The sequence below is a fragment of the Streptomyces sp. NPDC001787 genome (assembly GCF_040297465.1).
Lineage (GTDB): Bacteria > Actinomycetota > Actinomycetes > Streptomycetales > Streptomycetaceae > Streptomyces.
This window is the reverse complement of record NZ_JBEOZE010000001.1, coordinates 79281-102553: the sequence shown is the minus strand read 5'-3', so window position 1 is coordinate 102553 and position 23273 is coordinate 79281. Positions and strand designations below refer to the sequence as shown.

The window sequence follows — 23273 nt, the reverse complement described above, 5'->3', positions numbered from 1 at the left end:
GTGCCGAAGGGCGGCGGGGCCAGTGGCCCCGCCGCCCTTCGGCGTGCCGGGCCGCTGCCCGTTCCCGTCAGTTCTCCCAGATCTTGAAGGCCCTGACCTGGTACGGGGAGCGGGGCGTCCAGGTGCCGCCGCCGGGGTACGTCTCGAACTCGGCCGTCTCGGCGCACTCCGCCGACTGGTACGTCGTGACGGGCCGTCCGGTGCGGTTGGCGAGCGACTGGGCTTCGCCGCCGGCGGGCAGCGGGACACAGCTCTCGATGTCGACGGAGGACAGCTCATGGATCTGCCGGGCGCCGGTGAAGTCGGGCTTCCGCCAGAGGCAGAGCTGCCCCGCCCCACAGCTGCCGAGCGCGACTCCTGCGGACTTCGGCGCGGCAGCGGACTTCGGCACCCCTGCGGCCTTCGGCACCGCAGCGGACTTCGGCACCGCAGCGGACTTCGGCGCGGTCCCGGCCGGGACCATGGCCACGGCCGGCGGGACGAGCGCGGTGACGGCCAGCGCGGCCAGGGCCAGAACGGTCGTACGCATGGTGGATCAACCCCCGTTGTCGTGCGGATCTTCCGTCCGCACCCTGACCCGCCGGGCACGGCCCGGGGAAGGGGGCAGGGCCCGATCCACCCTGATAGGCGACAGCCCCGCCGGAGAGGTCCGGCGGGGCTGTCGTCGGCGCTGTGTTGACGAGTGCCGTGCGGCGCTTCCGCGCCATCGGGGAGGGTCAGATGTGGCCGACTCCGGCGCCCGCCTCGGCGTTGGCGCCGCGCTTGGTGAAGGTGGCGACCACGGCGGCGACCACGGCCACGACACCCGCGACGGTGAAGGCCAGGCCCATGCCGGACATGAACGTGTCGTGGATGACCCCGCCGATCCGGTCGATCACGTCGGGGGTCATACCGGGCGCCTTGGCCAGTTCCTCGGCGGGAACGATGCCGAACTCCGCCGCCTCTTCGAGCTTGGGGTCGACCGGGCCCGGCAGGCCCGCGTCCTTCCAGTTGCCCGCGAAGTCCGCGCTCACCTTGGCCGACATGACCGCGCCGAGCACGGCGGTGCCCAGGGCGCCGCCGACCTGCATGGCGGCCTGCTGGAGGCCTCCGGCCACACCCGAGAGCTCCATCGGCGCGTTGCCGACGATGACCTCGGTGGCGCCGACCATGACGGGGGCGAGCCCGCAGCCGAGCAGGGCGAACCAGAGCGACATGCCGAAGGTTCCGGTGCTCTCGCTCAGCGTCGTCATGCCGAACATCGCCACGGCGGTGCACACCATGCCGCCGACCAGCGGCACCCGCGGGCCGAACTTGGTGATCAGCATGCCCGCGACCGGGGAGGCGACGATCATCATCGCGGTGAGCGGCAGCAGGTGCAGACCGCTGTCGACCGGGCTCATCCCGTGGACGCCCTGGAGGAAGAACGTCACGAAGAACAGGCCGCCCATGAAGGCGAAGGCCATCAGCACCATCAGGACGGCGCCCGCGGTCAGCGGGACGGAGCGGAACATCCCCAGCGGGACGAGCGGCTCCTTGACCTTGGTCTCCCAGAAGCCGAAGACGAGGAAGAGGACGATCGCGAGTCCGAGGAAGCCGATGGTCCTGCCGTCGGTCCAGCCCCACGACTCACCGGCCTTGATGATCCCCCAGATGAGGGAGAACATCGCGCCCGAGAGCAGCAGGATTCCCAGGATGTCGAAGGAGCGCGGCGCGTTGGCGGCGCGGTGGTCCTTGAGGATCACCAGGCCGAAGACGAGCGCGATGACGCCGACCGGTACGTTGATGAAGAAGACGGACTGCCAGCTGACGTGCTCGACGAGCAGACCGCCGACGATGGGACCGCCCGCGGTGGACGCGCCGATGACCATGCCCCAGATACCGATGGCCATGTTCAGCTTCTCGGCGGGGAAGGTGGCCCGCAGCAGGCCCAGGGCGGCCGGCATGAGCAGCGCGCCGAACAGGCCCTGAAGGACCCGGAAGACGATGACGAACCCGATCTCGCTGGAGAGGCCGATGGCACCGGACGCCACGGCGAAACCGGCGATGCCTATCAGGAACGTCTGGCGGTGACCGAAGCGGTCGCCGAGCTTGCCCGCGGTGATGAGGGCGACGGCGAGTGCGAGCAGATATCCGTTGGTGATCCACTGGACGTCGGCGAGCGAGGCGCCGAGATCCTTCTTGATCTCGGGGTTGGCGATCGCGACGATAGTGCCGTCGAGCGCCACCATCATCACGCCGATGGCGACGGAGAACAGCGTCAGCCAGGGGTGGCCGCGAAGCCCCTTGACCGGTGCGGGTACGGCGCTGTCGTCCGGCTCCCGCGGTGCCTTCTCGACGGTGGTCTGACTAGTCATACGGGGAGACTAGTGACAGCCACTGACAGTTGACAAACCAATTCACAAGTCAGTAACTGTCACGTAACTCACAGGCCGGACCGGCCGACCGGTCTAAGCTGAACTGCACAAAAAGGCGAAAAGAGGACGGGTAAGTGACGGACGGGCAGCGCATCGAGCACCCGGCAGGGCTGCGCGAACGCAAGAAACAGCGCACCCGCGACGCCCTGGTGCATGCCGCCCTCGTTCTCTTCACCACCCAGGGGTACGACAGGACCACCGTCGACGAGATCGTCGACGCGGTCGAGGTCTCCCAGCGCACCTTCTTCCGCTACTTCGCGAGCAAGGAGGAGGTCGCCTTCGCCGCCCAGGAGATGGTGGAGTCCCATTTCCTGTCGGAGTTGCGTCAACGCCCTGCCGACGAGGCCCCTTTCGAGGCAATGCGCCGGGCCGTCCTGTGCTCCTGGAACAGTATCGGCGAGACCATCGAGGAGCTCGTCACGGTCGACCTCCATATGCGGACCTACCAGTTGATCGAGTCGAACCCGACCCTGCTCGCCGCGCATCTGCGGCGCTGCATCGATCTGGAGGACAGGATCGCCCGCCTGATCGCGGAACGGGAAGGGCTCGACGTGACGAGCGACCCCCGGCCGCGGGTGGCCGTCGCGGCGTTCTCCGGCGTGATGCGGGTGGCCGGACAGCTGTGGGGCCGGGGGCACGACCCGAGCGTCGAGTCCCTGCGCGACCTGACCGAGTCCTACCTGGACCAGCTCGCCCCCGCGCTCGCGGGCGACTGGCGCCGGGGCGCGCCCGCCCACGGTCCGTACTGTGCCGCACCTCTCGCCCCCGGCCATGACGGACCTCACACCCACACGTCCGCCGCCGCGCGAACCGGGCATCCTAAGCGGCGTTCGGGGTCCTGAGCGCGGCGGAGCGTACGGACCGCACCTACGGAACGTGAGGGGCGGCGGCGCCGATTCCTCGCAGCCGGGTGATGTGCGTCACCCTCGTAACGGCGGTCGTCGCACGTCTCCTAGGGTGTGGAGCAGTGACTTCCTTCGACTCCTCTCCCACGTTGACCGCATGGCGCGCGCTGCTCGCCGTCGCGGTCGTGTTCGTGATGCTGGCGACCACGGGCTGGACCGCCGTACGCCATCAACGCTCCGACGAGCCACGCGAGATCGCTCTCGCCTCGTGGGCCCGGGACCGGATAGCCGGTCACGCGCTGCCGGACGTCACCGCGCCGCCGTACCGGCTGGCCCACTTCTTCGCCACGCTGACCGCCGGACAGCAGGTCTCGCTGGCGGACAAGTACCCCCTGGTCGTGGGAAATCTGAACGGCGCCCCGGTCACCGTGCGCTACCACGCCAACCGGCTGGCCCTCAAACAGGCACAGGCCGTGGAACGGCTGCGCACCCACGACGTCACGCTCTCCCCGGACGGCCGCGGCGAGGCCGTGCGCCGGATGGAGCGCTTCCGGTCGATGCTCGCGAAGGACCGGCAGATCCTGTCCTTCGATCCGTCCGGAAAGGGCCGTGCCGCCGAGGTGTTCGGTGATCTCGACCGCGCCGAACGGGTCTCGGTCGTCGTGCCGGGTGTCGACACCAGTCTGCTGACGCTGGAGCGGACGGCGAAGCGCAGGTACGCGGCACCGGTCGGCATGGCGCAGTCGCTGTACGGGGCGGAGCGCGCCGCCCGCCCCGGAACCCGTACCGCCGTCATCGCCTGGGCCGACTACACGGCCCCCGCGGGCATCGGCATGGACGCGGCCCTCGGCCGGCTCGCGGCGGACGGGGCGGTCCGGCTCAACGCCATGGTGAGCGGGCTGCCGGGCACCTCGGCCGTCTCGCTCTTCTGCCACAGCTACGGCTCCGTGCTCTGCGGGGTCGCCGCCCACGAGGCGCCCTCCCGGGTGGCCGATATCGCGGTCGCCGGCAGCCCCGGCATGCGGGCCGACAGCGCCGAGCAGCTGGAGACCGGCGCCCGGGTGTGGGCGATGCGGGACCGGGACGACTGGATCCAGGACGTGCCGTACCTCGCGGTCGGCGGGATCGGGCACGGCGCCGACCCGGTGGATCCCGACTTCGGGGCCCGGATCGTGTCGGCGGGGGACGCGATCGGCCACAGCGGCTATTTCGAGCCGGGAACCGAGAGTCTCAGCAACTTCGCGGCGATCGGCGTCGGCGCGTACGGTTCGGTCAGCTGTGCGGACGCCGACACCGCGTGCCGCAGCGGTATTTCCGGTCGTCGGGAAACCTGACGCGCGTAGAGAGTGGTGACCTTCCGATTAATGACGACTTACGTCGAGGGGGGACGGGCGGGGCTGTGCCGCATACGATGAGGCACATGGGTGATGTGCTGGCCGGAATTCATGCCACCTGGGAGTTCGACACCGACTCCTTGCTCATCCGCTTCGAACGGGGTATCCGCACGCCGAAGCTCTTCCAGAGTCTGCGTGAACGCCGCATCCCGTATGCGGCGTTGTCGTCGGTGACGCTGACCCCCGGCAAGCGGGGCACGGTGGTTCTTCGCGCGGTGCCGAGACCGGGCGCCGATCCGCTCCTGGAGGCTGCGGCGGGACAGCTGAAGGACGGGTGCGACCCGTACCGCCTGGTGCTTCCGGCGGAACGGGAGGTGCTCGCCGAGTACTACGCGGACGCGCTGCGCGCGCTGCTCGGCCCCGATGACGGGCTGCCCGCCGACCGCTTCCTCGTCGCGGCCCCCGAGGCCCCGATGAACTTCAAGGCGTACGACGGCAGGGCCAGCTTCGACGGGGAGCGGATCTCGTTCCGGTGGTCGTGGACCGGAGCCTCCAGCGCCAAGTGGAAGGCCGGCGACCAGACGTTCCCGGTGGCCGAACTGTGCGGGGTCGAGTGGCGCTCGCCCGAGGCGCTCGACGGCTACCTCCGGCTCGTGCCCCGTACGGCGGTGGCGGTGGGCCACGGTGCGGCGAGCGGCCTGGGCGAGGCCTGTGGCCCGGCCGGACCCGTCGCCGCGGCGGGCGCCGCACCCGGGAGCGGCCGGGCGGTTTCCGGCCATTCGGCCCGTGCGGACCAGGACCCGGCCGCGGTGCTCTTCGGCCTCGGCTACGGCCCGGTCCACGAGTCACTGCCCTTCGCCGCCGCCGTACTGGAATCCGTCCGCCGATCGCAGACCTCACCGGCCGGGCCCGCCCCGGTCCTGGTCGGTGCCGGGCGGCGCGATCCCGCGGACATCGCCGAGCGGATACGGCACCTCGGGGAACTGCACCAGGCGGGTCTGGTCACGGACGACGAGTACAGCGCGAAGAAGGCGCAGCTGCTCGCGGAGCTGTAGCTCCGGCCGGGGCGCGGCGCCGCCTGCCCCGTACCCCGGGCTCCGCCTGATCCGTACCGAGGGCTCCGGCGGACCCCGTACCCCGGTATGAGCGGTCGGGCGGCGGTCCGGCACCCCGGTATGACGCCGGGGGCCGGATCGTCTGCCTACGCTGATCGGGCCATGTCCACTTCCCCCGCCGGGCCGCCGCCCGCCGATGGCCTGCTGAGCGCCGCCCGCCGCAATCTGCGCGAGCTCGCCCACGGGCTGTCCCACGTGTCCCATCCGCCCACACCGCTGCTGGCCGGTGCCCCGAGACGGTGGCAGCGGCTGCTTCCGTACGCGGTGGTGCTGGCGCTCGCCTCGACCTTCATCCCGGTCACCATCAACGTCCTGATCACGCAGTACGGCGTGGCGGGGGGCGTCGCCGGGGCGCTGGCCGTCGCCCAGGCCGCCCCGCTGCTGATGCTGGCGCACCGGCCGCTGCAGGCCTGGTGGATCATCTTCCCCGCCGACATCCTCGGCGCGGTCGTCCTGCTGGCGCAGCCGGTCGAGAAGTACGACATCTGGCCGTGGACCCCGCCGGTGATCGTCGGCTATCTGTTCGTGCTGCTGGCGATCGGTCTGCGCGAGCGTCGGCGCACCGTGGTCTGTGTCTGGCTGCTGACGGGCGTCGCGGGCCTGGTGCTGCATCTGATCGCGACCGATCGGAGCAACGGCAGCGCGCTGTTGCTGTTCATGCTCGGCGCGGTGGTGCTGGTGATCGGGGCCTCGGTACGGGAACGGGGCGAGGCACAGCGCAGGCTCGCCGAGCAGGAGACCATCAGCGAGGCCGAGCGGGCGCAGCGCACCCTGCTGGAGGAGCGGACCCGGATCGCGCGTGAGCTGCACGACGTGGTCGCGCACCACATGTCGGTGATCACGGTGCAGGCCGACTCCGCCCCGTACCGGATCGACGGGCTGCCGGCCGAGGCGCGCGAGGAGTTCACGGCCATCGCCGCCAGTGCGCGGGAGTCGCTGGGCGAGATGCGGCGGCTGCTGTCGGTGCTGCGCAGCGACGGCACGGAGGGCGAACGGGCTCCGCAGCCCGGCCTGGACCGGGTGCAGCAGCTGGTGGAGGCGACGGTACGGGCGGGGCTGCCGGCCGAACTGTCGCTGGCGGCGGACCTCGGCGAGGTGCCGTCGGCGGTGGACGTCTCGGCGTACCGCATCGTGCAGGAGGCGCTGGCGAATGTGATCCGGCACGCGCCGGGGGCGCGGACCCGGGTGTCCATCACGGCGGGCGCGGGTCATCTGACGGTGCTGGTCGTCAACAGCCCTGCGGAGCACGCCCGTTCGCCGCTGGAGACGACGGGGACCGGGCACGGGCTGGTCGGGATGCGTGAGCGCGTACGGTTGACCGGCGGAACCCTGGACACGGGCCCGCTGCCCGACGGCGGATTCCGGGTGGCCGCCCGGCTGCCGCTGCCCCCGGCCAAGGCCCCGTCCGCACAGCAGACTTCGGAGGAATCGTGACCATCCGCGTGATCATCGTCGACGACCAGGCCATGGTGCGCGCGGGGTTCGCGGCGCTGCTGTCGGCGCAGAGCGACATCGATGTGGTGGGCGAGGCGCCGGACGGGCGCCAGGGCATCGAGGTCAGCCGGAACCAGCATCCCGACGTGGTGCTGATGGATGTCCGGATGCCCGAGATGGACGGACTGGCGGCGGCCCGCGAGCTGTTGAACCCGCCGGTGGGCGTGGTGCACCGGCCCAAGGTGCTGATGCTGACCACCTTCGACGTGGACGACTATGTGTACGAGGCGCTGCGCGCCGGTGCGTCCGGCTTCCTGCTGAAGGACGCCCCGCCCGCCGACCTGATCTCGGCGGTACGGGTGGTGGCGGCGGGCGACGCGCTGCTGGCGCCCTCCGTGACACGGCGCCTGATCGCGGACTTCGCGGCCCAGCGGCCGTCCGGGGCGTCCCGCAGCGGGCCCGCGCTGCGGCTGAACGGGCTCACCCCGCGCGAGAGCGAGGTGCTGGAGCTGATCGCGCGGGGGCTGTCCAACCAGGAGATCGCCGCGCGGCTGGTGCTGGCCGAGCAGACGGTGAAGACGCACATCGGGCGGGTGCTGGCCAAGCTGGACCTGCGGGACCGGGCGCAGGCGGTGATCTTCGCGTACGAGTCGGGGCTGGTGGCCCCGGGGGACACGGGGGCGTAGGAGCCACCGGGGGACACGGGACGCGGGGGAAGGCCACCGGGGGGGCGTGGCCGGGCCCGCACCGCCGGCGCCGTACGGCCTCTCCGCGCGGAGGGGTCCCGGGTCCCGGGGGTGGGCGTGGCCGGGCCCCGCACCGCCGTACGGCCCGCCGCGCGGGCCGTTTCCGGAGCCCGCACGGACCGTCGTACGCCCCCGCCCCGCCCCGCCCTCGCCGTCCCCGGGCCCCATGTCGTACACCCCCTACCCAGGTATCACTTCGCACTTGGCTCCCCGGTGTGACGCGCCCTCACCCGTCGTCTTCCTACCTTCCTCTCCGTCGCGCCGATCGGCGTACGACAGCCGGAGAGGGAGGGCGAGATGCGTCGATACGCGAGGACCCTGGTCGCGGTCGCACTGGCGACCACCGTGGTGGCCGGGACGGCGGGGTGGGTGTCGGGAGACGCGCAGGCGGCCGTGACCGGGCCGCCGCCGGGCAGCGCGCCCTGGCGGGCGGACCACACGCGGGGGCGGGAACTGCCCGATCCGGGGCGGGCCACTCCGGGTGAGGTCGCCCGTTTCTTCCGGGGGTTGAGCGCGGCCGAGCGGGAGCGGCTGGTGGTGCGCCACCCGCTCGTCGTCGGCAATCTCGACGGTGTCCCGGTGGAGTTGCGCTACCGCGCCAACGCGCTGTCCCTGAAGGCCGCCGACGACCCGCGGTACCGGAGTCTCGCCGCCCCCGGGCGGCGGATCCTCGCGTTCGACCCGCGCGGCCGGGGCCAGGTCGCCGAGGTGTTCGGGGACCTGCGGTCGGCGCGCCGGGTGTCCGTCGTGGTGCCCGGTTCCGACATCGACGCCGGGACCTTCGACCGGACGAACGACGTGTACGGCACTCCGGCGGGCATGGCGAGATCCCTGTACGCGCAGAGCGGTGCGGGCACCGCGGTCGTCGCCTGGGCCGGGTACACCACCCCGGTGGGCGTCGGTCTCGATGCCGCGACCGGGGGCCTGGCCGAGGCCGGGGCGGAGCGGCTGACCCGGTTCACGGAGGGGCTGACGGCCGACGGGCTGCCCGAGCCCGCCGTCTTCTGCCACAGCTACGGCTCCGTGGTCTGCGGCCTCGCCGCGCCCCGGCTGCGCGCCACCGACCTGGTGGTCATCGCCTCCCCCGGGATGCGCGCCGACGACGTGGGCGATCTGCGCACCCGGGCCCGGGTCTGGGCGGCCAAGGACGCCACCGACTGGATCGACGACGTGCCGAACGTGGAGTTCGCCGGTCTGGGGCACGGCAGCGATCCTGCCGATCCGCGGTTCGGAGCGCGCCGGGTCCCCGCGGAGGACGCCGAGGGCCACACCGGCTACTTCGTGCCCGGGACGGATTCCCTGCGCGCCCTCGCCGCGATAGCGGACGGGGCGGAGCGAACGGCCGTCAAGGACGGGGCGGAACGAGCGGTGATCACGGACGGGGCGGAACCAACGGTGATCGCTGACGGAGCCGGACGAACCGCCGTCGCGGACGGAGCCGGACGATGAGCCTCAAGCAGCTCGCGGCGCGTGTCGACGCCCGCACCCCCGCCCACCGCGACCGGGCCGTCGACGGTCTGCGCGCGCTGGCCCTGCTCGCCGTACCGACCGGGCACTGGCTGCTCGGCGGTTTCACCCTCGACGGCGGCGGCGCCCTGCACAACGCGAGCCCGCTCTCCACGTTCGGGTTCTTCGCCCCGGTCAGCTGGGTGCTCCAGATGCTGGGGATCTTCTTCCTGGTCGGCGGGTACGCCTCGGTGATCTCCTACCGCCGCCGGAAGTCCACGACCGGCGCCTGGCTGCGCGGCCGGCTGGCCCGGCTGGGCAGGCCCGTACTGGGAGTGACCGCGGTCTGGGCGGCGCTGCTCCCGGTGCTGTACGCGCTCGGGGTACCCGGCGACACGCTGCGCACCGGGTCGACGCTGGTGATCCAGCCGCTCTGGTTCGTGGGGGTCTACACGGTGGTCACGGCCCTCACCCCGCTCTGCATCCGGGTCGCGAGGAGGATGGGCGGCTGGGCCGCCGTGCCGCTGCTGGCCTCGGTCGCCGTCGTGGACTTCCTGCGCTACGGGCCGCTCGCGGACTCCGTACCGTCCTGGCTGAGCCTGCTGAACATCCTGCCGGGCTGGCTCTTCGCGTATCAGCTCGGAGTGTCCTGGGGCGAGGGGCGCATCGGCAGGCGGGGCGCGAGGATCCTGCTCGTCGGCGGCGGGGTGCTGTTCGCGGCGCTGCTGCTCGCCTTCCACTACCCGGCGTCGATGGTCGGCGTACCGGGCGAGGCGCGCACCAACTCGCATCCGCCGTCGCTGCTGGTGCTGGCGCTGGCCGCCGCCCAGAGCGGTGCGGCGATCCTGCTGCGGGACCGCATCGGCCGGCTGCTGCGCCGCCCGCTGCTGTGGGCACCGGTCGTCGTCATCAATCTGTCGGCGATGACGATCCTGTGCTGGCACCAGACGGCGATGCTCGCGGCGGCCGTCCCGGCGTCGTTCGCCGGGGCCGTACCGGGGCTGACGACCGGTCCCGACACGATCGGCTGGGTCCTGGCCCGGCTGGCGTGGATGCCGCTGTTCGCCGGGCTGCTGGTGCTGATCGCCCGGTACGCGCGCCGCTTCGAGGAGCCCTGGCAGGCGGGCACCCGCGCCGCGAACGCCCGCCGCGCGGTGGCGGGGCTGCTGGCGGCCGGGTTCACGGCGTTCGCGCTGGGACTGGCGTGAGCGGGACGGGAGCCCCCCGCGACCGGGCGGCCCTCGCCCCGCCCTGGGGAGCGGCACGACCGGGCGGGGAAGCGGCACGCCCCCGCCCCCGGGGACACCCGGCGTGCGCGGGGCGGCGGTGGCGGGTACTACTCCCGCGCCGCCGAGGTGCTGCTCATGTCCGGGTAGCGGTCCCCCGCCACCTGCCCGGCGATCGGCTCCAGCTCGGCCAGCTCCCCGGCCGTCAGCGTGAGCCGGGTCGCCGCGACGTTCTCCAGCAGCCGGCTGCGCTTACGGGTCCCCGGGATCGGGACCACGCTCAGGCCGTGCGCCCCGGCGCGCTGCTGCACCCAGGCGAGGGCCACCTGCGCGGCCGTCGCCCCGTGCGCCGCCGCGATCCTGTGCACGGGCTCCAGCAGCGCGGCGTTCGTCCGGGCGTTCTCGCCGGTGAAGCGCGGCTGGGCCTGCCGGAAGTCGCCGTGGGTCAGTTCCTTGCCCGCGTCGGCGAACGCCCCGGTCAGAAAGCCGCGGCCGAGCGGCGAGTACGGCACGAAGGCCACGCCGAGTTCGGCCGCCGCCCCGACCGCGCTGGTCTCCACGTCCCGGCTGAAGAGCGACCACTCGGACTGGAGGGCGGCGATCGGGTGCACGGCGTGCGCCTCGCGCAGTTCCGCGCCGGTCACCTCACTCAGTCCGAGCTGTCTGACCTTGCCCTGCCGGACCAGTTCGGCCATCGCCCCGACCGATTCGGCCAGCGGTACGAGGGGGTCGCGGCGGTGCATGTAGTAGAGGTCGATGACCTCGGTGTTCAGCCTGCGCAGACTGGCCTCGACGGCCTGGCGGACATACGCGGGGTCATTGCGCACCCCTCGGTAGACCGGGTCGTCGGTCCGCTCGATGCCGAACTTGGTGGCCAGGGTGATCTCGTCGCGGTGCGCGCCGACGAACGGGGCGAGGAACTCCTCGTTGGCCCCGCGCCCGTACACATCGGCGGTGTCGAAGAGCGTGACGCCCGACTCCAGCGCCGCTTCGAGGGTGTCGCGGGCCGCGTTCTCGTCGGTGTCCCCGTAGAACTCGCTGATGCCCATGCAGCCGAGCCCCTGCACGCCGACCCGCGGGCCGCCGTCGCCGAGCTCCGTGGTCGCGATCCTGTCGTCAGTCATCAGGCACCGGTCCTCTCCGGCGCCCGACGGGCGCCCGCATAGAAGTCGATCTTGTGATCGAGGACGGCGAGGGTGTCCTGGAGCTCCGCGATCCGCGCTGTCACATCACGGCGGGTCGACTCCAGCAGCTCCTGCCGCTCCTCGAAGGTGTGCTCGCCCTCGCGCAGCAGCTCGGCGTACCGGACCATGTCGGCGACCGGCATCCCCGTCAGCCGCAGCTTGCCGACGAAGCTCAGCCAGTCCAGGTCACGGTTGCTGAACCGGCGCTGACCCGTGTGCGAGCGGTCGACGTGCGGCATCAGTCCGATCCGCTCGTACCAGCGCAGGGTGTGCGCCGTGAGCCCCGTGAAGGCGACGACCTCGCTGATGGTGTAGCGGTCCTGGCCCTCGGGGCGCGGATGCGCCTTCGGGGCAGCCGCGCAGGCGTCCGTCCGTACGGAAGTGCTCTCCATCACCGTCATGCCCCCCACGCTAAATCCTTGGAGTGCACTCCAAGCAAGCGCAAACCATGGGCCACGAAGATCCCGAAGGCCCGGGACCCCCGAGGCCCGGCCGCCGGATAGGCTCGGGGACATGGAGAGCCTGCGACTCATCGACACCTGGCCGGTCCCCACGGCGGCGGCGGCCGTCGTACGAGCGGACGGCACGGTCCTCGGCTCGCACGGCCCCACCGCGCACCGCTTCCCCCTCGCCTCGGTCACCAAGCCGCTGGCGGCCTACGCGGCGCTCGTGGCGTACGAGGAGGGGGCGGTCGAGCTGGACGAACCGGCGGGGCCCGAGGGCTCCACGGTGCGCCACCTCCTCGCGCACACCAGTGGCCTCGCCTTCGACGAGCACCGGGTGACGGCACCTCCCGGCAACCGGCGGCTGTACTCCAACGCGGGCTTCGAAGTGCTCGGCGACCACATCGCCAAGGCGTCCGGCATCCCGTTCCCGGAGTATCTGCGCCAGGCCGTACTGGAACCGCTCGGCATGACGTCGACGACCCTGGACGGCTCGCCCGCCCGCGACGGCGTCTCGACCGTCGACGACCTGGTCCGCTTCGCCGCCGAGGTCCAGGCCCCCCGCCTCCTGGACCCCCGTACGGTCCTCGAAGCCCAGACCGTCGTCCACCCGGGGCTCAAGGGCGTCCTGCCCGGCTACGGTCACCAGAACCCGAACGACTGGGGCCTCGGATTCGAGATCCGCGACTCCAAGTCCCCGCACTGGACGGGCACTTCCTCCTCCCCGGCCACCTTCGGCCACTTCGGCCAGTCCGGTACGTTCCTGTGGATCGACCCGGTCGCGGGCGCGGCCTGCGTCGCCCTGACCGACCGGGCCTTCGGCCCGTGGGCAGCGGAGGTGTGGACCCCGTTCACGGACGCGGTGCTGAGGGAGCTGTCGGCGTAACGGGGGCGGCGGAGCGGGCGGGGATTCGGTGGCGCTGATCACCCGCCCCGGCCGACCCGGTTGACCCGGCCGCCCCACGCCTACCGCCTACCGCCTACCGCCCCGAGGCGAGGCACACGGGCGCCGGGTCCTGGTCGCGGAGGTACTGCGCCTTCTCGGCCTTGGTGAAGTCGCGGTCGAGCTTGTCGCAGATGGACGCGGCGATCTTCGGCGCGTCGCGTACGGGGAGATCCCACAGGCGCGCGGTGCCGTCGCCGGCTCCTGTGGCGAGCCGGGTCCCATCGGGACTGAACGACACCGTATTCACCATGCCGGTGTGTCCGGTGAGGGTGATGCGGACCTTGCCCGTCGTCAGGTCCCACAGGCGCACGGCGCCGTCGACGCTCCCGTCCGCGAGCAAGGTGCCGTCCGGGCTCAGATCCACCGACCACATGGCGCCGTTGGACTGGATGGGGGCGGTACGCACCTTGCCCGTCCTCACATTCCACCGATACGTGGCACCGTCCCTGTTTCCGCCGAGCAGCGTGCCGGCGTCGGGACCGAACGACACGGAGTGCACCTCCTCCTCGCGGCTGACGAGCGTGACGCGGTCCTTGCCCGACTTCACGTCCCACAGCCGGGCACCCTTGTCGGTCCCGGCGGCGAGCATGGTCCCGTCCGGGCTGAACGCCACGGACCAGACGCCGCGGGCCTCCCTCGGCCCGGTGAGCGTGGCACGGACCGCTCCGGTCCTCGCGTCCCGCAGACGTACGGGTCCGTTCCGGGCTCCCGTGGCGACGGTGCTGCCGTCGGGGCTCAGGTCCACGGCCCAGATGTCGTCCTTCCCGACCGTGAACGCGGTGCGGACCGTCTCCGTTCTCACGTCCCACAGGCGTACGGTGCCTTCGTCGTCCTGGGTGGACCCGGTGACGACGGTGTCCCCGTCCGAGCTGAAGACCGCCGAGTGCACGATGCCGTCGTCGCTGCGGAGCATGCCGCGCGCCGCTCCGGTCCGCCCGTCCCACAGGCGTACGCCGTTCTCGCTTCCGGTGGCGAGCATGGAGCCGTCGCGGCTGAAGGCGGTCGACCAGACGGACAGGTCCTCGTCGGCGCCGGTCAGGGTGGCACGGGGCTTGCTGGACTTCACGTCCCACAGGCGCGCGGTGCCGTCACTGCCCGCGGTGGCCAGCGTGGAGCCGTCCGGGCTGAACACCACCGCGTACACGTCCGGGGTGGGGAAGAACGTGGCGCCGGGGTCGCCGGTCCGCGCGTTCCACAGGTGTACGGAACCGTCGAGGCTCCCCGTGGCGAGCACCGCTCCGTCGGGGCTGAACGCGACCGAGCTCGCGTTCACCGTGCCCGGGAGCGTGAGGTCCTTGCCCGTCCTCATGTCCCACAGACGCACGACCCGGTCTCCACTGGTGTCGGTCGTGATGGCGTCGGAGGCGGCCCCGCCGCTCGTGACGGCAAGGGTCGCGCTGTCGGGGCTGAACGCGACCGACTGGGCGATGCCGGTTCCCGCGAGTGTCCGGCGGTGTTCGCCCGTCCTCGCGTCCCAGACGTCCACGGCGTCCTTGCTGCCGGGCAGGGGCAGGGCCGCGCCACCGGTGGCGAGCATCGTGCCGTCCGGACTGAACACAGCCGTGGTCATCGTCACCGCCCCGCCCTTCATGACAGGAGGGCGGGCCCTGCCGGTAGTCGCGTCCCACAGGCGGGCGGTGCCGTCCAGACCCGCGGTGGCGAGCGTGCCGCCGTCGGGGCTGAACGCCACGGAGGACACGCCCTTGGAATGGGTGAGCGTGCGCAGGGCCTTGCCCGAACTCACGTCCCACAGAAGGGCTCTGCCGTCGTCGCTCCCCGTGGCGAGCGTGCCACCGTCCGGGCTGAACGCCACGGAGGACACGCCCTTGGTGTGGGCAGTGAGCTCGGCGCGGACCTTGCCGCTCCCCACGTCCCACAGGCGTACGGCACCGTCGCCGCTCCCCGTGGCGAGCGTGCCGCCGTCCGGACCGAAGGCCACCGCGCGCACTTCGCTTCCGGCGTCGAAGAGCTGGCGCAGGGGCACGGCGGGGGCGGCGTAGAGGGCTCCGGCGGCTTCATCGGTGCGGCTCGTCCGCCATGCCTTGACCGCCAGGAGTGACGACAGGTCGGGGTCGGTGGCCGTCAGACCGGCGGACAGTGCGGCGAGTTGGCGGGACTGTGCGGCGTGTTGGGCCGTGACGGCGGCGTCCTGCTGGTAGAAGGCGACGCCGGTGGCGACGAGGGCGAGTCCCAGCAGCCCGGCGAGGATCGTGTTGATCCGCTTCGTGCGGCGGACGGCCGCCTGCTGGTGCTGCCTGCCCGCCCGGATCAGTGCGGTGATCTCGGCCGGGAGCGGGCGCTGTTTCGCCCACTTCTCACCGTCTGCCAGGAGCGAGCCGTCCGGCAGGTCGCCGGGGAGGCCGCTGCGCGTGTGGTGGGCCTGCTGCTCGGCCGCGCGTTGCAGCCAGACCTGGAACTGGTGGTCCTGGGCGACCCAGTCACGCAGGTCGGCCCAGTCGCGGATGAGTGTGTCGTGGATGAGTTCGGCCGTGGGTTCACCGGGGGACGCGCCGGGGGGTGTCGTGGTGCCGGTGGTGATGACGCGGTGGCGGGACAGGGACGCCAGTACGACATCGAAGGCCGCGTCGGCCTCGGGGCGGGGCGTGTCCGGGTCGGCGGCCAGGGCGCGGAGGCGGGTGAGGGGGACGGGCCGGCGGGTGGCGGGGATGCTGTTGGCCTCGTCGGCGGGGCGCACCAGTGCGGTGAGCATCCGTCGCGCCGTGGGCCGTTGCTCTGCGGGCAGGTGGCCCAGGGCGCTGTTGCACCAGGTCGTCAGACTGCCGGTGACCTTGCCGATCCTCTCGTACCCGGCGTGGGTGAGGAGGCCGTCCTCGCGGCGGCGGCGCTCCCAGAGTCGGCGCAGGGCCAGTTCGAGGGGCGGGAGCAGGGTGACGGGAGCCTGCCGGGCGCCGGGCCCCGCGTCCAGGACATCGTTGACGATGCGGTCGGCCAGGCCGGTTTCGAGCGGGAGGCCCACGGCTTCGGCGGGCCCCGTGATGATCGCCTTCAGCTCCGACCGGCTCAGTGTCGCGGGCACGTTGCACAGGCCGGGCAGGGCGGCCTGCATCAGGTCGGGGGCGAAGGCGTCGAGCGGGACGTAGAAGTCGTTGCGCATGATCAGGAGCACGGTGACGGCGGCGTGCGACTCCGCCAGTTCGACGAGCTGCCCGGCGGCGCGCAGGCGTTCGTCCTCGGCCCGCAGGCGTTCGCCCTCGGCCCGCCGGTGCTCGTCGTCGGCCGGCCGTCGCGAGGCGGGATCGGGCTCCGGCCGGGTGAGGAGTTCCTCGAACTGGTCGATGATCAGCAGGAGATGGTCATGGTCGGGCTCTGCCGCGAGGCGGGCCCGTACCGCGCCCGGCAGGCCCTCGGTCGCGGCGCCGGGCAGCCCGGCGGCCTCCAGCTCGGCGAGCAGGTCATGGCCGGGGCGCGCGGTCAGGGTCAGCCAGCGGTCGCTGCCGGGGACCGCTCCCCCGGCCAGGGCGGGCAGCACACCCGCGTTGACCAGTGACGACTTGCCCGCACCCGAAGGCCCCAGCAGCATCAGCAGCCCCCGGTTGCCGTCCAGTGCCGCCAGCACCCGTTCCACGGCCGCGTCACGGCCGTGGAACCAGTCGCTGTGCCGGTCGGTGAACGGCTTCAGCCCCAGATACGGGCACGCCCGGTGCTCGGGCAACCGGGGCAGGACCTCGCGCAGCGCCTCGGCCGGTGTGGCGTAGGCGATGCCCAGCCCCTTCAGATGGGCATCGGGGGCGGTGATGGCGGTGACCATGCCGATCACCAGGCCGGTCTTCTCGTCGACCACCGGCCCGCCGCTGAACCCGGTGGTCAGATCGTTGGCCCTCGACAGCTGGAGCAGTTGCCCCGAGCCGTCGCCCGCAGGCAGCGGATCACCGGCTTCGGCGTAACCGAAATGGCCGCCGGACGGCGCCTGGGCGGGAAACCCGAACGAGTAGACCCGGTGCCCCCTGCATCCGGCCGCCACTCCCACGGCCATGCCCCGGGCCCCCGCCGGAACGGAGTCGAACTGGAGGAGCGCGATGTCCTCCGCCTCCGGAGCCCGCCACCCCTCCGCCACCACACCGGCCGAAACCCTCGGCGCACCGGGCAGGTTGGGGAAGGCCACCACCACCCGGCCGCCCGGGGAGACTCCGGCGGCGCGCACCACATGGGCGCAGCTGAACCCGGTGTCCGCGTCGGTCAGGAAACCCGATCCGGACACACCGCCGTCGCCGTCGAGGACCTGGAAGACCGATGCGTACGCCGACGGCTCACCGGCCGCGCCGGCCCCGTCCCCGTCATCCGGACCGTCCGGGATCCCCGCCGTCGCCCCACTGTCCGAACTCAACGCAGACCCGCCCCCACGGTTGTCCCGGTACGTTCGGCGCCCGTGCCGCCCGGTCCTCATTCAACCGGAGACCGGTGGCCGCGGCCCCGTGCCTGCCCGTGCCCGTACCGCGCCCGCATGGGACCGCCACATCCGGACCCGACAGCTCCGCCGACCGGCCCGATCAGGGGCCGTCCGACCGGGTCACCCGCCCGCTCTCAGTCCCCGAGCTCCCAGATCAGCAGCTCCGCCACCGTCTCCGCGACCGCTTCCAGGTCCTTCGATCCGGTGATCCGGGCCGCGTCGCCGGGGCCCAGCTCCTCGCCGCCCAGGGCGACCCGGCCCCGTACCACGTGCGCGTACAGACGTGCCGCGTCCGGCACCGCCGTCCGTTCGCCCTCACCGAGTCTGCGCACATGGAGCATCGCCCCCGCTGCCGGGAGCGCGTACGGGGTGGAGTCGGCGATGCCGGGGACGACCCCGTACGACGGTTCGCCGCCCGGCTCCAGGGGTGCCAGCCACATCTGGAGGAACGTCAGCGGGACGTCCCCGTCGTTGCGTTCGACGTGGCGCACCCCGGCGGCGGCGCTCAGATGCTGAAGGTCACCGGCGCGTACGACGGTGGCGTGACCGGCGGAGTCGCGGTGGGTCAGCTCGCCCTCGACGACCCAGGTGACGATCTCCGTGTGGCTGTGCGGATGCTCGTCGAAGCCCGCGCCGGGGGCCAGGCGCTCCTCGTTGCAGGCCAGGACCGCGCCGAAGCGGAGGTTGTCGGGGTCGTAGAAACGCCCGAACGAGAAGGCGTGCAGGGATGCGATGCCTGCCTCCGCGTCCCCGCCCTCGTAACGGCTCTCGGACCTGTGTACGGAAATCACAGGTGCCACGGTAGCCCGGCCCCCCGACCACCTGCCCCGATAAGGCAATCTTGTGTACGTGCCCCGACCCGATCCTGAGCAGCCCGCTGCGAACGACGCCCACCTGCACGCCGCGACCCTGAAACGGCTGGAGCAGTCCTCCGGCAGGCTCGCCGCGAACGCGATTGCCCGCATGGACGAATCGCTGCCGTGGTACCGGGCCATGCCCCCGGAGAACCGGTCCTGGATCGGTCTGGTCGCCCAGGCCGGTATCGCCGCGTTCACCGAGTGGTTCCGGCATCCGGAGACCCCGCAGGCCATCTCCACCGATGTCTTCGGCACGGCTCCGCGCGAGCTGACCCGGGCGATCACGCTGCGGCAGACCGTCGAGATGGTGCGGACGACCATCGAGGTCATGGAGGCCGCGATCGAGGAGGTCGCCGCGCCCGGGGACGAGTCGGTGCTGCGGGAGGCGCTGCTCGTCTACGCGCGGGAGATCGCCTTCGCGACCGCCCAGGTGTACGCCCAGGCCGCCGAGGCCCGGGGCGCCTGGGACGCCCGGCTGGAATCGCTCGTGGTGAACGCGGTGCTCTCCGGCGAGGCCGACGAGGGGGCCGTGTCCCGGGCCGCCGCGCTCGGCTGGAACTCCCCCGAACACGTCTGCGTCATCCTGGGCACCGCGCCCGACGGCGACAGCGAACTGACCGTGGAGGCGATCCGGCGGGCCGCGCGGCACGCCAAGCTCCAGGTCCTGACCGGTGTCCTGGGCAACCGGCTGGTCGTCATCGCGGGCGGCAGCGACAATCCGCTCCAGGTCGCCAAGGGTCTGATCGGCCCGTACGCGGCGGGCCCCGTGGTCGCCGGGCCCGTGGTGCCGGACCTGCTCGCCGCCACCCGGTCCGCGCAGGCCGCGGCGGCCGGGCTGAAGGCGTGCTCCGCCTGGCAGGACGCACCGCGCCCGGTACTGGCGGACGATCTCCTTCCGGAGCGCGCGATGGCGGGTGACCCCGCCGCGCGGGACCAGTTGGTGGAGGAGATCTACAGACCGCTGGAGGAAGCGGGCTCGGCGCTGCTGGAGACCCTGAGTGTCTATCTGGAACAGGCGAGCAGCCTCGAAGGCGCCGCCAGGATGCTCTTCGTTCACCCCAACACCGTGCGCTACCGGCTGCGACGTGTGACCGACGTCACCGGTTGGTCACCGTCCGATGTGCGCTCCGCGTTCACGCTGCGAATCGCCCTCATCCTGGGGCGCTTGGCGGCGGCGGATCCTCAGTCCTAGACTTTTGTTGGACTTCAACAATTCCCCCGACGGTTCTTCGTCCCTGTCCCCACGGGCGTACCGGGCCGTCCGCAAGAGAGAGTGTGAGGGTGCTCGTACTCGTCGCTCCCGGCCAAGGCGCTCAGACGCCCGGCTTCCTGACTCCCTGGCTCGACCTCCCCGGTGCCACCGACCGCATCGCGGCCTGGTCCGACGCCATCGGGCTCGACCTTGCCCACTACGGCACACAGGCCGACGCCGAAGAGATCCGCGACACGGCCGTGGCACAGCCGCTGCTCGTCGCGGCCGGTCTTCTCTCGGCCGCCGCCCTGGACGCCTCTCCCGGTGTCATCGCAGGTCACAGCGTCGGTGAGATCACCGCCGCCGCCCTCGCCGGTGTCATCGACGACGAGGCCGCGCTCCGTCTCGTACGCACCCGGGGGCTCGGCATGGCCGAGGCCGCCGCGGTCACCGAGACCGGCATGGCCGCGCTGCTCGGCGGCGACCCCGACGTATCGGTCGCCCACCTGGAGAAGCTGGGGCTGACCCCGGCCAACGTCAACGGTGGCGGCCAGATCGTCGCCGCGGGCACCGCCGCCCAGATCGCCGCGCTGGTCGCGGACATGCCCGAGGGCGTGCGCCGCGTGGTGCCGCTCAAGGTCGCCGGCGCGTTCCACACGCACCACATGGCTCCGGCCGTGGAGAAGCTGCGGACGGCCGCCGAGGACCTCAAGGTCTCGGACCCGACCGTGACGTACGTCTCCAACGCGGACGGCAGGACGGTCGCCACCGGCACCGAGATCATCTCCCGGCTCGTCGGCCAGGTCGCCAGTCCGGTCCGCTGGGACCTGTGCATGGAGACCTTCCAGGCGCTCGGGGTCACCGCGCTCATCGAGGTGTGCCCCGGCGGCACCCTCACCGGGCTCGCCAAGCGGGCGCTGCCCGGCGTGAAGACCCTCGCGCTCAAGACACCCGACGACCTCGACGCGGCACGCGCGCTCATCTCCGAGCACGCGGGCGCCTAAGGAGCCCGAGAGCATGTCGAAGATCAAGCCCAGCCAGGGCGCCCCGTACGCACGCGTCATGGGTGTGGGCGGCTACCGCCCCACCCGTGTCGTGCCGAACGAGGTGATCCTCGAAACGATCGACTCGTCCGACGAGTGGATCCGCTCGCGCTCCGGCATCGCCACCCGTCACTGGGCCTCCGACGAGGAGACCGTGGCCGCGATGTCCATCGAGGCCTCGGGCAAGGCGATCGCCGACGCGGGGATCACGCCCGAGCAGATCGGCGCGGTCATCGTCTCCACCGTCTCGCACTTCAAGCAGACGCCGGCCATCGCCACCGAGATCGCCCACAGGATCGGCGCGGGCAAGCCCGCCGCCTTCGACATCTCGGCCGGCTGCGCGGGCTTCGGCTACGGCCTGACGCTCGCCAAGGGCATGATCGTCGAAGGCTCGGCGGAGTACGTCCTGGTGATCGGCGTGGAGCGGCTCAGCGACCTCACCGACCTGGAGGACCGCGCGACGGCCTTCCTGTTCGGCGACGGCGCGGGTGCCGTGATCGTCGGCCCCTCCAAGGTGCCGGCCATCGGCCCCACGGTCTGGGGTTCCGAGGGCGACAAGTCCGAGACCATCAAGCAGACCGTGGCCTGGGACGAGTTCCACGCGACGCGTCCGGAGAAGTTCCCGGCCATCACGCAGGAGGGTCAGGCGGTCTTCCGCTGGGCCGTCTTCGAGATGGCGAAGGTGGCCCAGCAGGCGCTGGACGCGGCCGGGATCGCACCGGAAGACCTGGACGTCTTCATTCCGCACCAGGCCAACATGCGGATCATCGACTCGATGGTGAAGACCTTGAAGCTGCCGGAGCACGTCACGGTCGCCCGTGACGTGGAAACCACCGGCAACACGTCCGCCGCCTCGATTCCGCTCGCAATGGAGCGGCTCCTGGCGACCGGTCAGGCGAAGAGCGGCGACACCGCGCTCGTCATCGGCTTCGGGGCGGGTCTCGTCTACGCCGCGACGGTCGTTACCCTCCCCTAGGCACACCGGACCTTTTGGTCCGGACACCCGAACCCTGAAGAAAACCATCGAAGGAGCGCCAACATGGCCGCCACCCAGGAAGAGATCGTCACCGGTCTCGCCGACATCGTCAACGAGATCGCCGGTATCCCGGTCGAGGACGTCCAGCTGGACAAGTCCTTCACCGACGACCTGGACGTCGACTCGCTGTCCATGGTCGAGGTCGTCGTCGCCGCCGAAGAGCGCTTCGATGTCAAGATCCCCGACGAGGACGTCAAGAACCTCAAGACGGTCGGCGACGCTGCCGACTACATCCTGAAGCACCAGGGCTGATCCAGCCCCGGTTCGTGTGTCGCCACCCGGCGGTGGCGCCGCTGATTCACGACCCTCTACACGTGGAGAAGATTTTCCAGTGATCCCGACCAATCGCACCGTGGTCGTCACCGGTATCGGCGCAACCACTCCGCTGGGTGGCGACTCCGCATCGACCTGGGAAGGTCTGATGGCCGGCCGGTCCGGCGTCAAGCCCCTCGAAGGCGAGCGTTTCGCCGAACTGCCCGTCCGGATCGCCGCCCTCGCGGCCGTCGACCCGGGCGATGTTCTGCCCCGTCCGCTCGCCCGCAAACTGGACCGCTCGGCGCAGTTCGCGCTGATCGCGGCCCGCGAGGCGTGGACGGACGCCGGCTTCACCGGCAAGGCCGGTGAGGACGAGAAGGTCAGCCCCGAGCGTCTGGGCACGGTCATCGCCTCCGGCATCGGCGGCGTGATCACCCTGCTCGACCAGTACGACGTGCTGAAGGAGAAGGGCGTACGCCGCGTCTCCCCGCACACCGTTCCGATGCTCATGCCCAACGGCCCGGCCGCCAACGTCGGCCTGGAGGTCAACGCCCAGGCCGGTGTCCACACCCCGGTCTCCGCCTGTGCCTCGGGCGCCGAGGCCATCGGGTACGCCGTGGAGATGATCCGCACCGGTCGCGCCGACGTGGTCGTCGCCGGTGGCACGGAGGCGGCGATCCACCCGCTGCCGATCGCCGCGTTCGCCAACATGATGGCGATGTCCAAGAGCAACGACGAGCCCGAGAAGGCCTCGCGCCCGTACGACACGGCCCGCGACGGCTTCGTCCTCGGCGAGGGCGCCGGTGTCGTCGTCCTGGAGTCCGCGGAGCACGCCGCCGCACGAGGCGCCAGGGTCTACTGCGAGGTGCTGGGCCAGGGGCTGTCCGCGGACGCCCACCACATCGCGCAGCCCGAGCCCACCGGGCGCGGCATCGCCGCCGCGATGCAGAACCTGCTCGACTCGACGGACCTCAAGCCGTCCGAGGTCGTTCACCTCAACGCACACGCCACGTCGACCCCGCAGGGTGACATCGCCGAGATCAAGGCCCTGCGCAAGGTCCTGGGCGACGATCTCGACCATGTCGCGATCTCCGCGACCAAGTCGATGACCGGTCACCTGCTCGGCGGCGCGGGCGGCATCGAGACCGTCGCGACGGTCCTGGCGCTGTACAACCGGATGGCCCCGCCGACCATCAACGTCGAGCACCTCGACGACGCGGTGGAGGCGGACGTCGTCCGTGACAAGCCGCGCCCGCTGCCCGAGGGGCCGATCGCCGCGATCAACAACTCGTTCGGATTCGGCGGCCACAACGTGGTCCTGGCGTTCCGTTCGGTCTGACGCACCCGCGTAACGGCTGTGGCCCGCC

General features: G+C 72.1%; 18 protein-coding genes and 1 pseudogene. 13 read left to right on the top strand and 6 right to left on the bottom strand.

The window, feature by feature from the left end; genetic code table 11:
• Positions 1–67: 67 nt before the first annotated feature.
• Positions 68–529, bottom strand: coding sequence for a peptidase inhibitor family I36 protein (locus ABT170_RS00420; protein ID WP_351863189.1), 462 nt, complete (start codon positions 527–529; stop codon positions 68–70).
• Positions 530–716: 187 nt separating this feature from the next.
• Positions 717–2213: an MFS transporter gene (locus ABT170_RS00415; RefSeq protein WP_443034301.1), complete on the bottom strand. Its 1497-nt coding sequence runs from the start codon at positions 2211–2213 to the stop codon at positions 717–719.
• 257 nt (positions 2214–2470) lie between these two features.
• On the opposite strand from ABT170_RS00415, the pseudogene ABT170_RS00410 reads away from it, so the two are divergent.
• The 7 genes and pseudogenes from ABT170_RS00410 to ABT170_RS00380 form a co-directional block, all read left to right on the top strand.
• A pseudogene (locus ABT170_RS00410) lies at positions 2471–3118 on the top strand (TetR family transcriptional regulator); the annotation flags it as partial.
• A gap of 245 nt (positions 3119–3363) precedes the next feature.
• On the top strand, positions 3364–4575 hold the full coding sequence (locus ABT170_RS00405; RefSeq protein ID WP_329943396.1) for an alpha/beta hydrolase: 1212 nt from the start codon (positions 3364–3366) through the stop codon (positions 4573–4575).
• Between the two features lie 86 nt (positions 4576–4661).
• A complete protein-coding gene (locus tag ABT170_RS00400) occupies positions 4662–5630 on the top strand; it encodes a DUF4429 domain-containing protein (RefSeq protein WP_351863186.1) in 969 nt (322 codons plus the stop codon).
• A gap of 162 nt (positions 5631–5792) precedes the next feature.
• Positions 5793–7124, top strand: coding sequence for a sensor histidine kinase (locus ABT170_RS00395; protein WP_351863184.1), 1332 nt, complete (start codon positions 5793–5795; stop codon positions 7122–7124).
• Positions 7121–7810, top strand: coding sequence for a response regulator (locus tag ABT170_RS00390; RefSeq protein ID WP_329943399.1), 690 nt, complete (start codon positions 7121–7123; stop codon positions 7808–7810). Before ABT170_RS00395 ends, ABT170_RS00390 begins: the two co-directional genes overlap by 4 nt.
• A gap of 357 nt (positions 7811–8167) precedes the next feature.
• Complete coding sequence (locus ABT170_RS00385; protein ID WP_351863181.1) at positions 8168–9319, top strand: alpha/beta hydrolase; 1152 nt, start codon at positions 8168–8170, stop codon at positions 9317–9319.
• Complete coding sequence (locus ABT170_RS00380) at positions 9316–10524, top strand: acyltransferase family protein (protein ID WP_329943401.1); 1209 nt, start codon at positions 9316–9318, stop codon at positions 10522–10524. Before ABT170_RS00385 ends, ABT170_RS00380 begins: the two co-directional genes overlap by 4 nt.
• A 128-nt stretch (positions 10525–10652) precedes the next feature.
• Here the strand turns inward: ABT170_RS00380 and ABT170_RS00375 are convergent, their stop codons facing one another.
• The gene (locus ABT170_RS00375) at positions 10653–11666 is read right to left on the bottom strand and encodes an aldo/keto reductase (protein WP_329943402.1); all 1014 of its coding nucleotides are present in this window, start codon (positions 11664–11666) and stop codon (positions 10653–10655) included.
• The gene (locus ABT170_RS00370) at positions 11666–12127 is read right to left on the bottom strand and encodes a MerR family transcriptional regulator (RefSeq protein ID WP_329943403.1); all 462 of its coding nucleotides are present in this window, start codon (positions 12125–12127) and stop codon (positions 11666–11668) included. Before ABT170_RS00370 ends, ABT170_RS00375 begins: the two co-directional genes overlap by 1 nt.
• A gap of 112 nt (positions 12128–12239) precedes the next feature.
• Here ABT170_RS00370 and ABT170_RS00365 point away from each other — a divergent pair, with 112 nt between their 5' ends.
• Complete coding sequence (locus ABT170_RS00365) at positions 12240–13055, top strand: serine hydrolase domain-containing protein (protein WP_351863179.1); 816 nt, start codon at positions 12240–12242, stop codon at positions 13053–13055.
• A gap of 94 nt (positions 13056–13149) precedes the next feature.
• Here the strand turns inward: ABT170_RS00365 and ABT170_RS00360 are convergent, their stop codons facing one another.
• Together ABT170_RS00360 and ABT170_RS00355 are read right to left on the bottom strand one after the other, a co-directional pair.
• Positions 13150–17460: an nSTAND1 domain-containing NTPase gene (locus ABT170_RS00360; RefSeq protein WP_351863177.1), complete on the bottom strand. Its 4311-nt coding sequence runs from the start codon at positions 17458–17460 to the stop codon at positions 13150–13152.
• Positions 17461–17657: 197 nt separating this feature from the next.
• Entirely contained in the window at positions 17658–18314 is a 657-nt protein-coding gene (locus ABT170_RS00355) for a pirin family protein (RefSeq protein ID WP_329943406.1), read from the bottom strand.
• A 58-nt stretch (positions 18315–18372) separates the two neighbouring features.
• On the opposite strand from ABT170_RS00355, the gene ABT170_RS00350 reads away from it, so the two are divergent.
• From ABT170_RS00350 to fabF, 5 genes are all read left to right on the top strand, one after another.
• The gene (locus ABT170_RS00350; RefSeq protein ID WP_266930396.1) at positions 18373–19572 is read left to right on the top strand and encodes a PucR family transcriptional regulator; all 1200 of its coding nucleotides are present in this window, start codon (positions 18373–18375) and stop codon (positions 19570–19572) included.
• An 89-nt stretch (positions 19573–19661) separates the two neighbouring features.
• A complete protein-coding gene (locus tag ABT170_RS00345) occupies positions 19662–20576 on the top strand; it encodes an ACP S-malonyltransferase (RefSeq protein WP_329943407.1) in 915 nt (304 codons plus the stop codon).
• Between the two features lie 13 nt (positions 20577–20589).
• Positions 20590–21591, top strand: a complete 1002-nt coding sequence (locus ABT170_RS00340) for a ketoacyl-ACP synthase III (protein WP_329943408.1) — start codon at positions 20590–20592, stop codon at positions 21589–21591.
• A 63-nt stretch (positions 21592–21654) separates the two neighbouring features.
• Positions 21655–21903 carry an acyl carrier protein gene (locus ABT170_RS00335; RefSeq protein ID WP_032761948.1) on the top strand — a complete coding sequence of 83 codons (249 nt, stop codon included), beginning with the start codon at positions 21655–21657 and terminating at the stop codon, positions 21901–21903.
• 79 nt (positions 21904–21982) lie between these two features.
• Positions 21983–23245: a beta-ketoacyl-ACP synthase II gene (fabF, locus tag ABT170_RS00330; protein WP_329943409.1), complete on the top strand. Its 1263-nt coding sequence runs from the start codon at positions 21983–21985 to the stop codon at positions 23243–23245.
• The last annotated feature ends 28 nt before the right edge of the window (positions 23246–23273 follow it).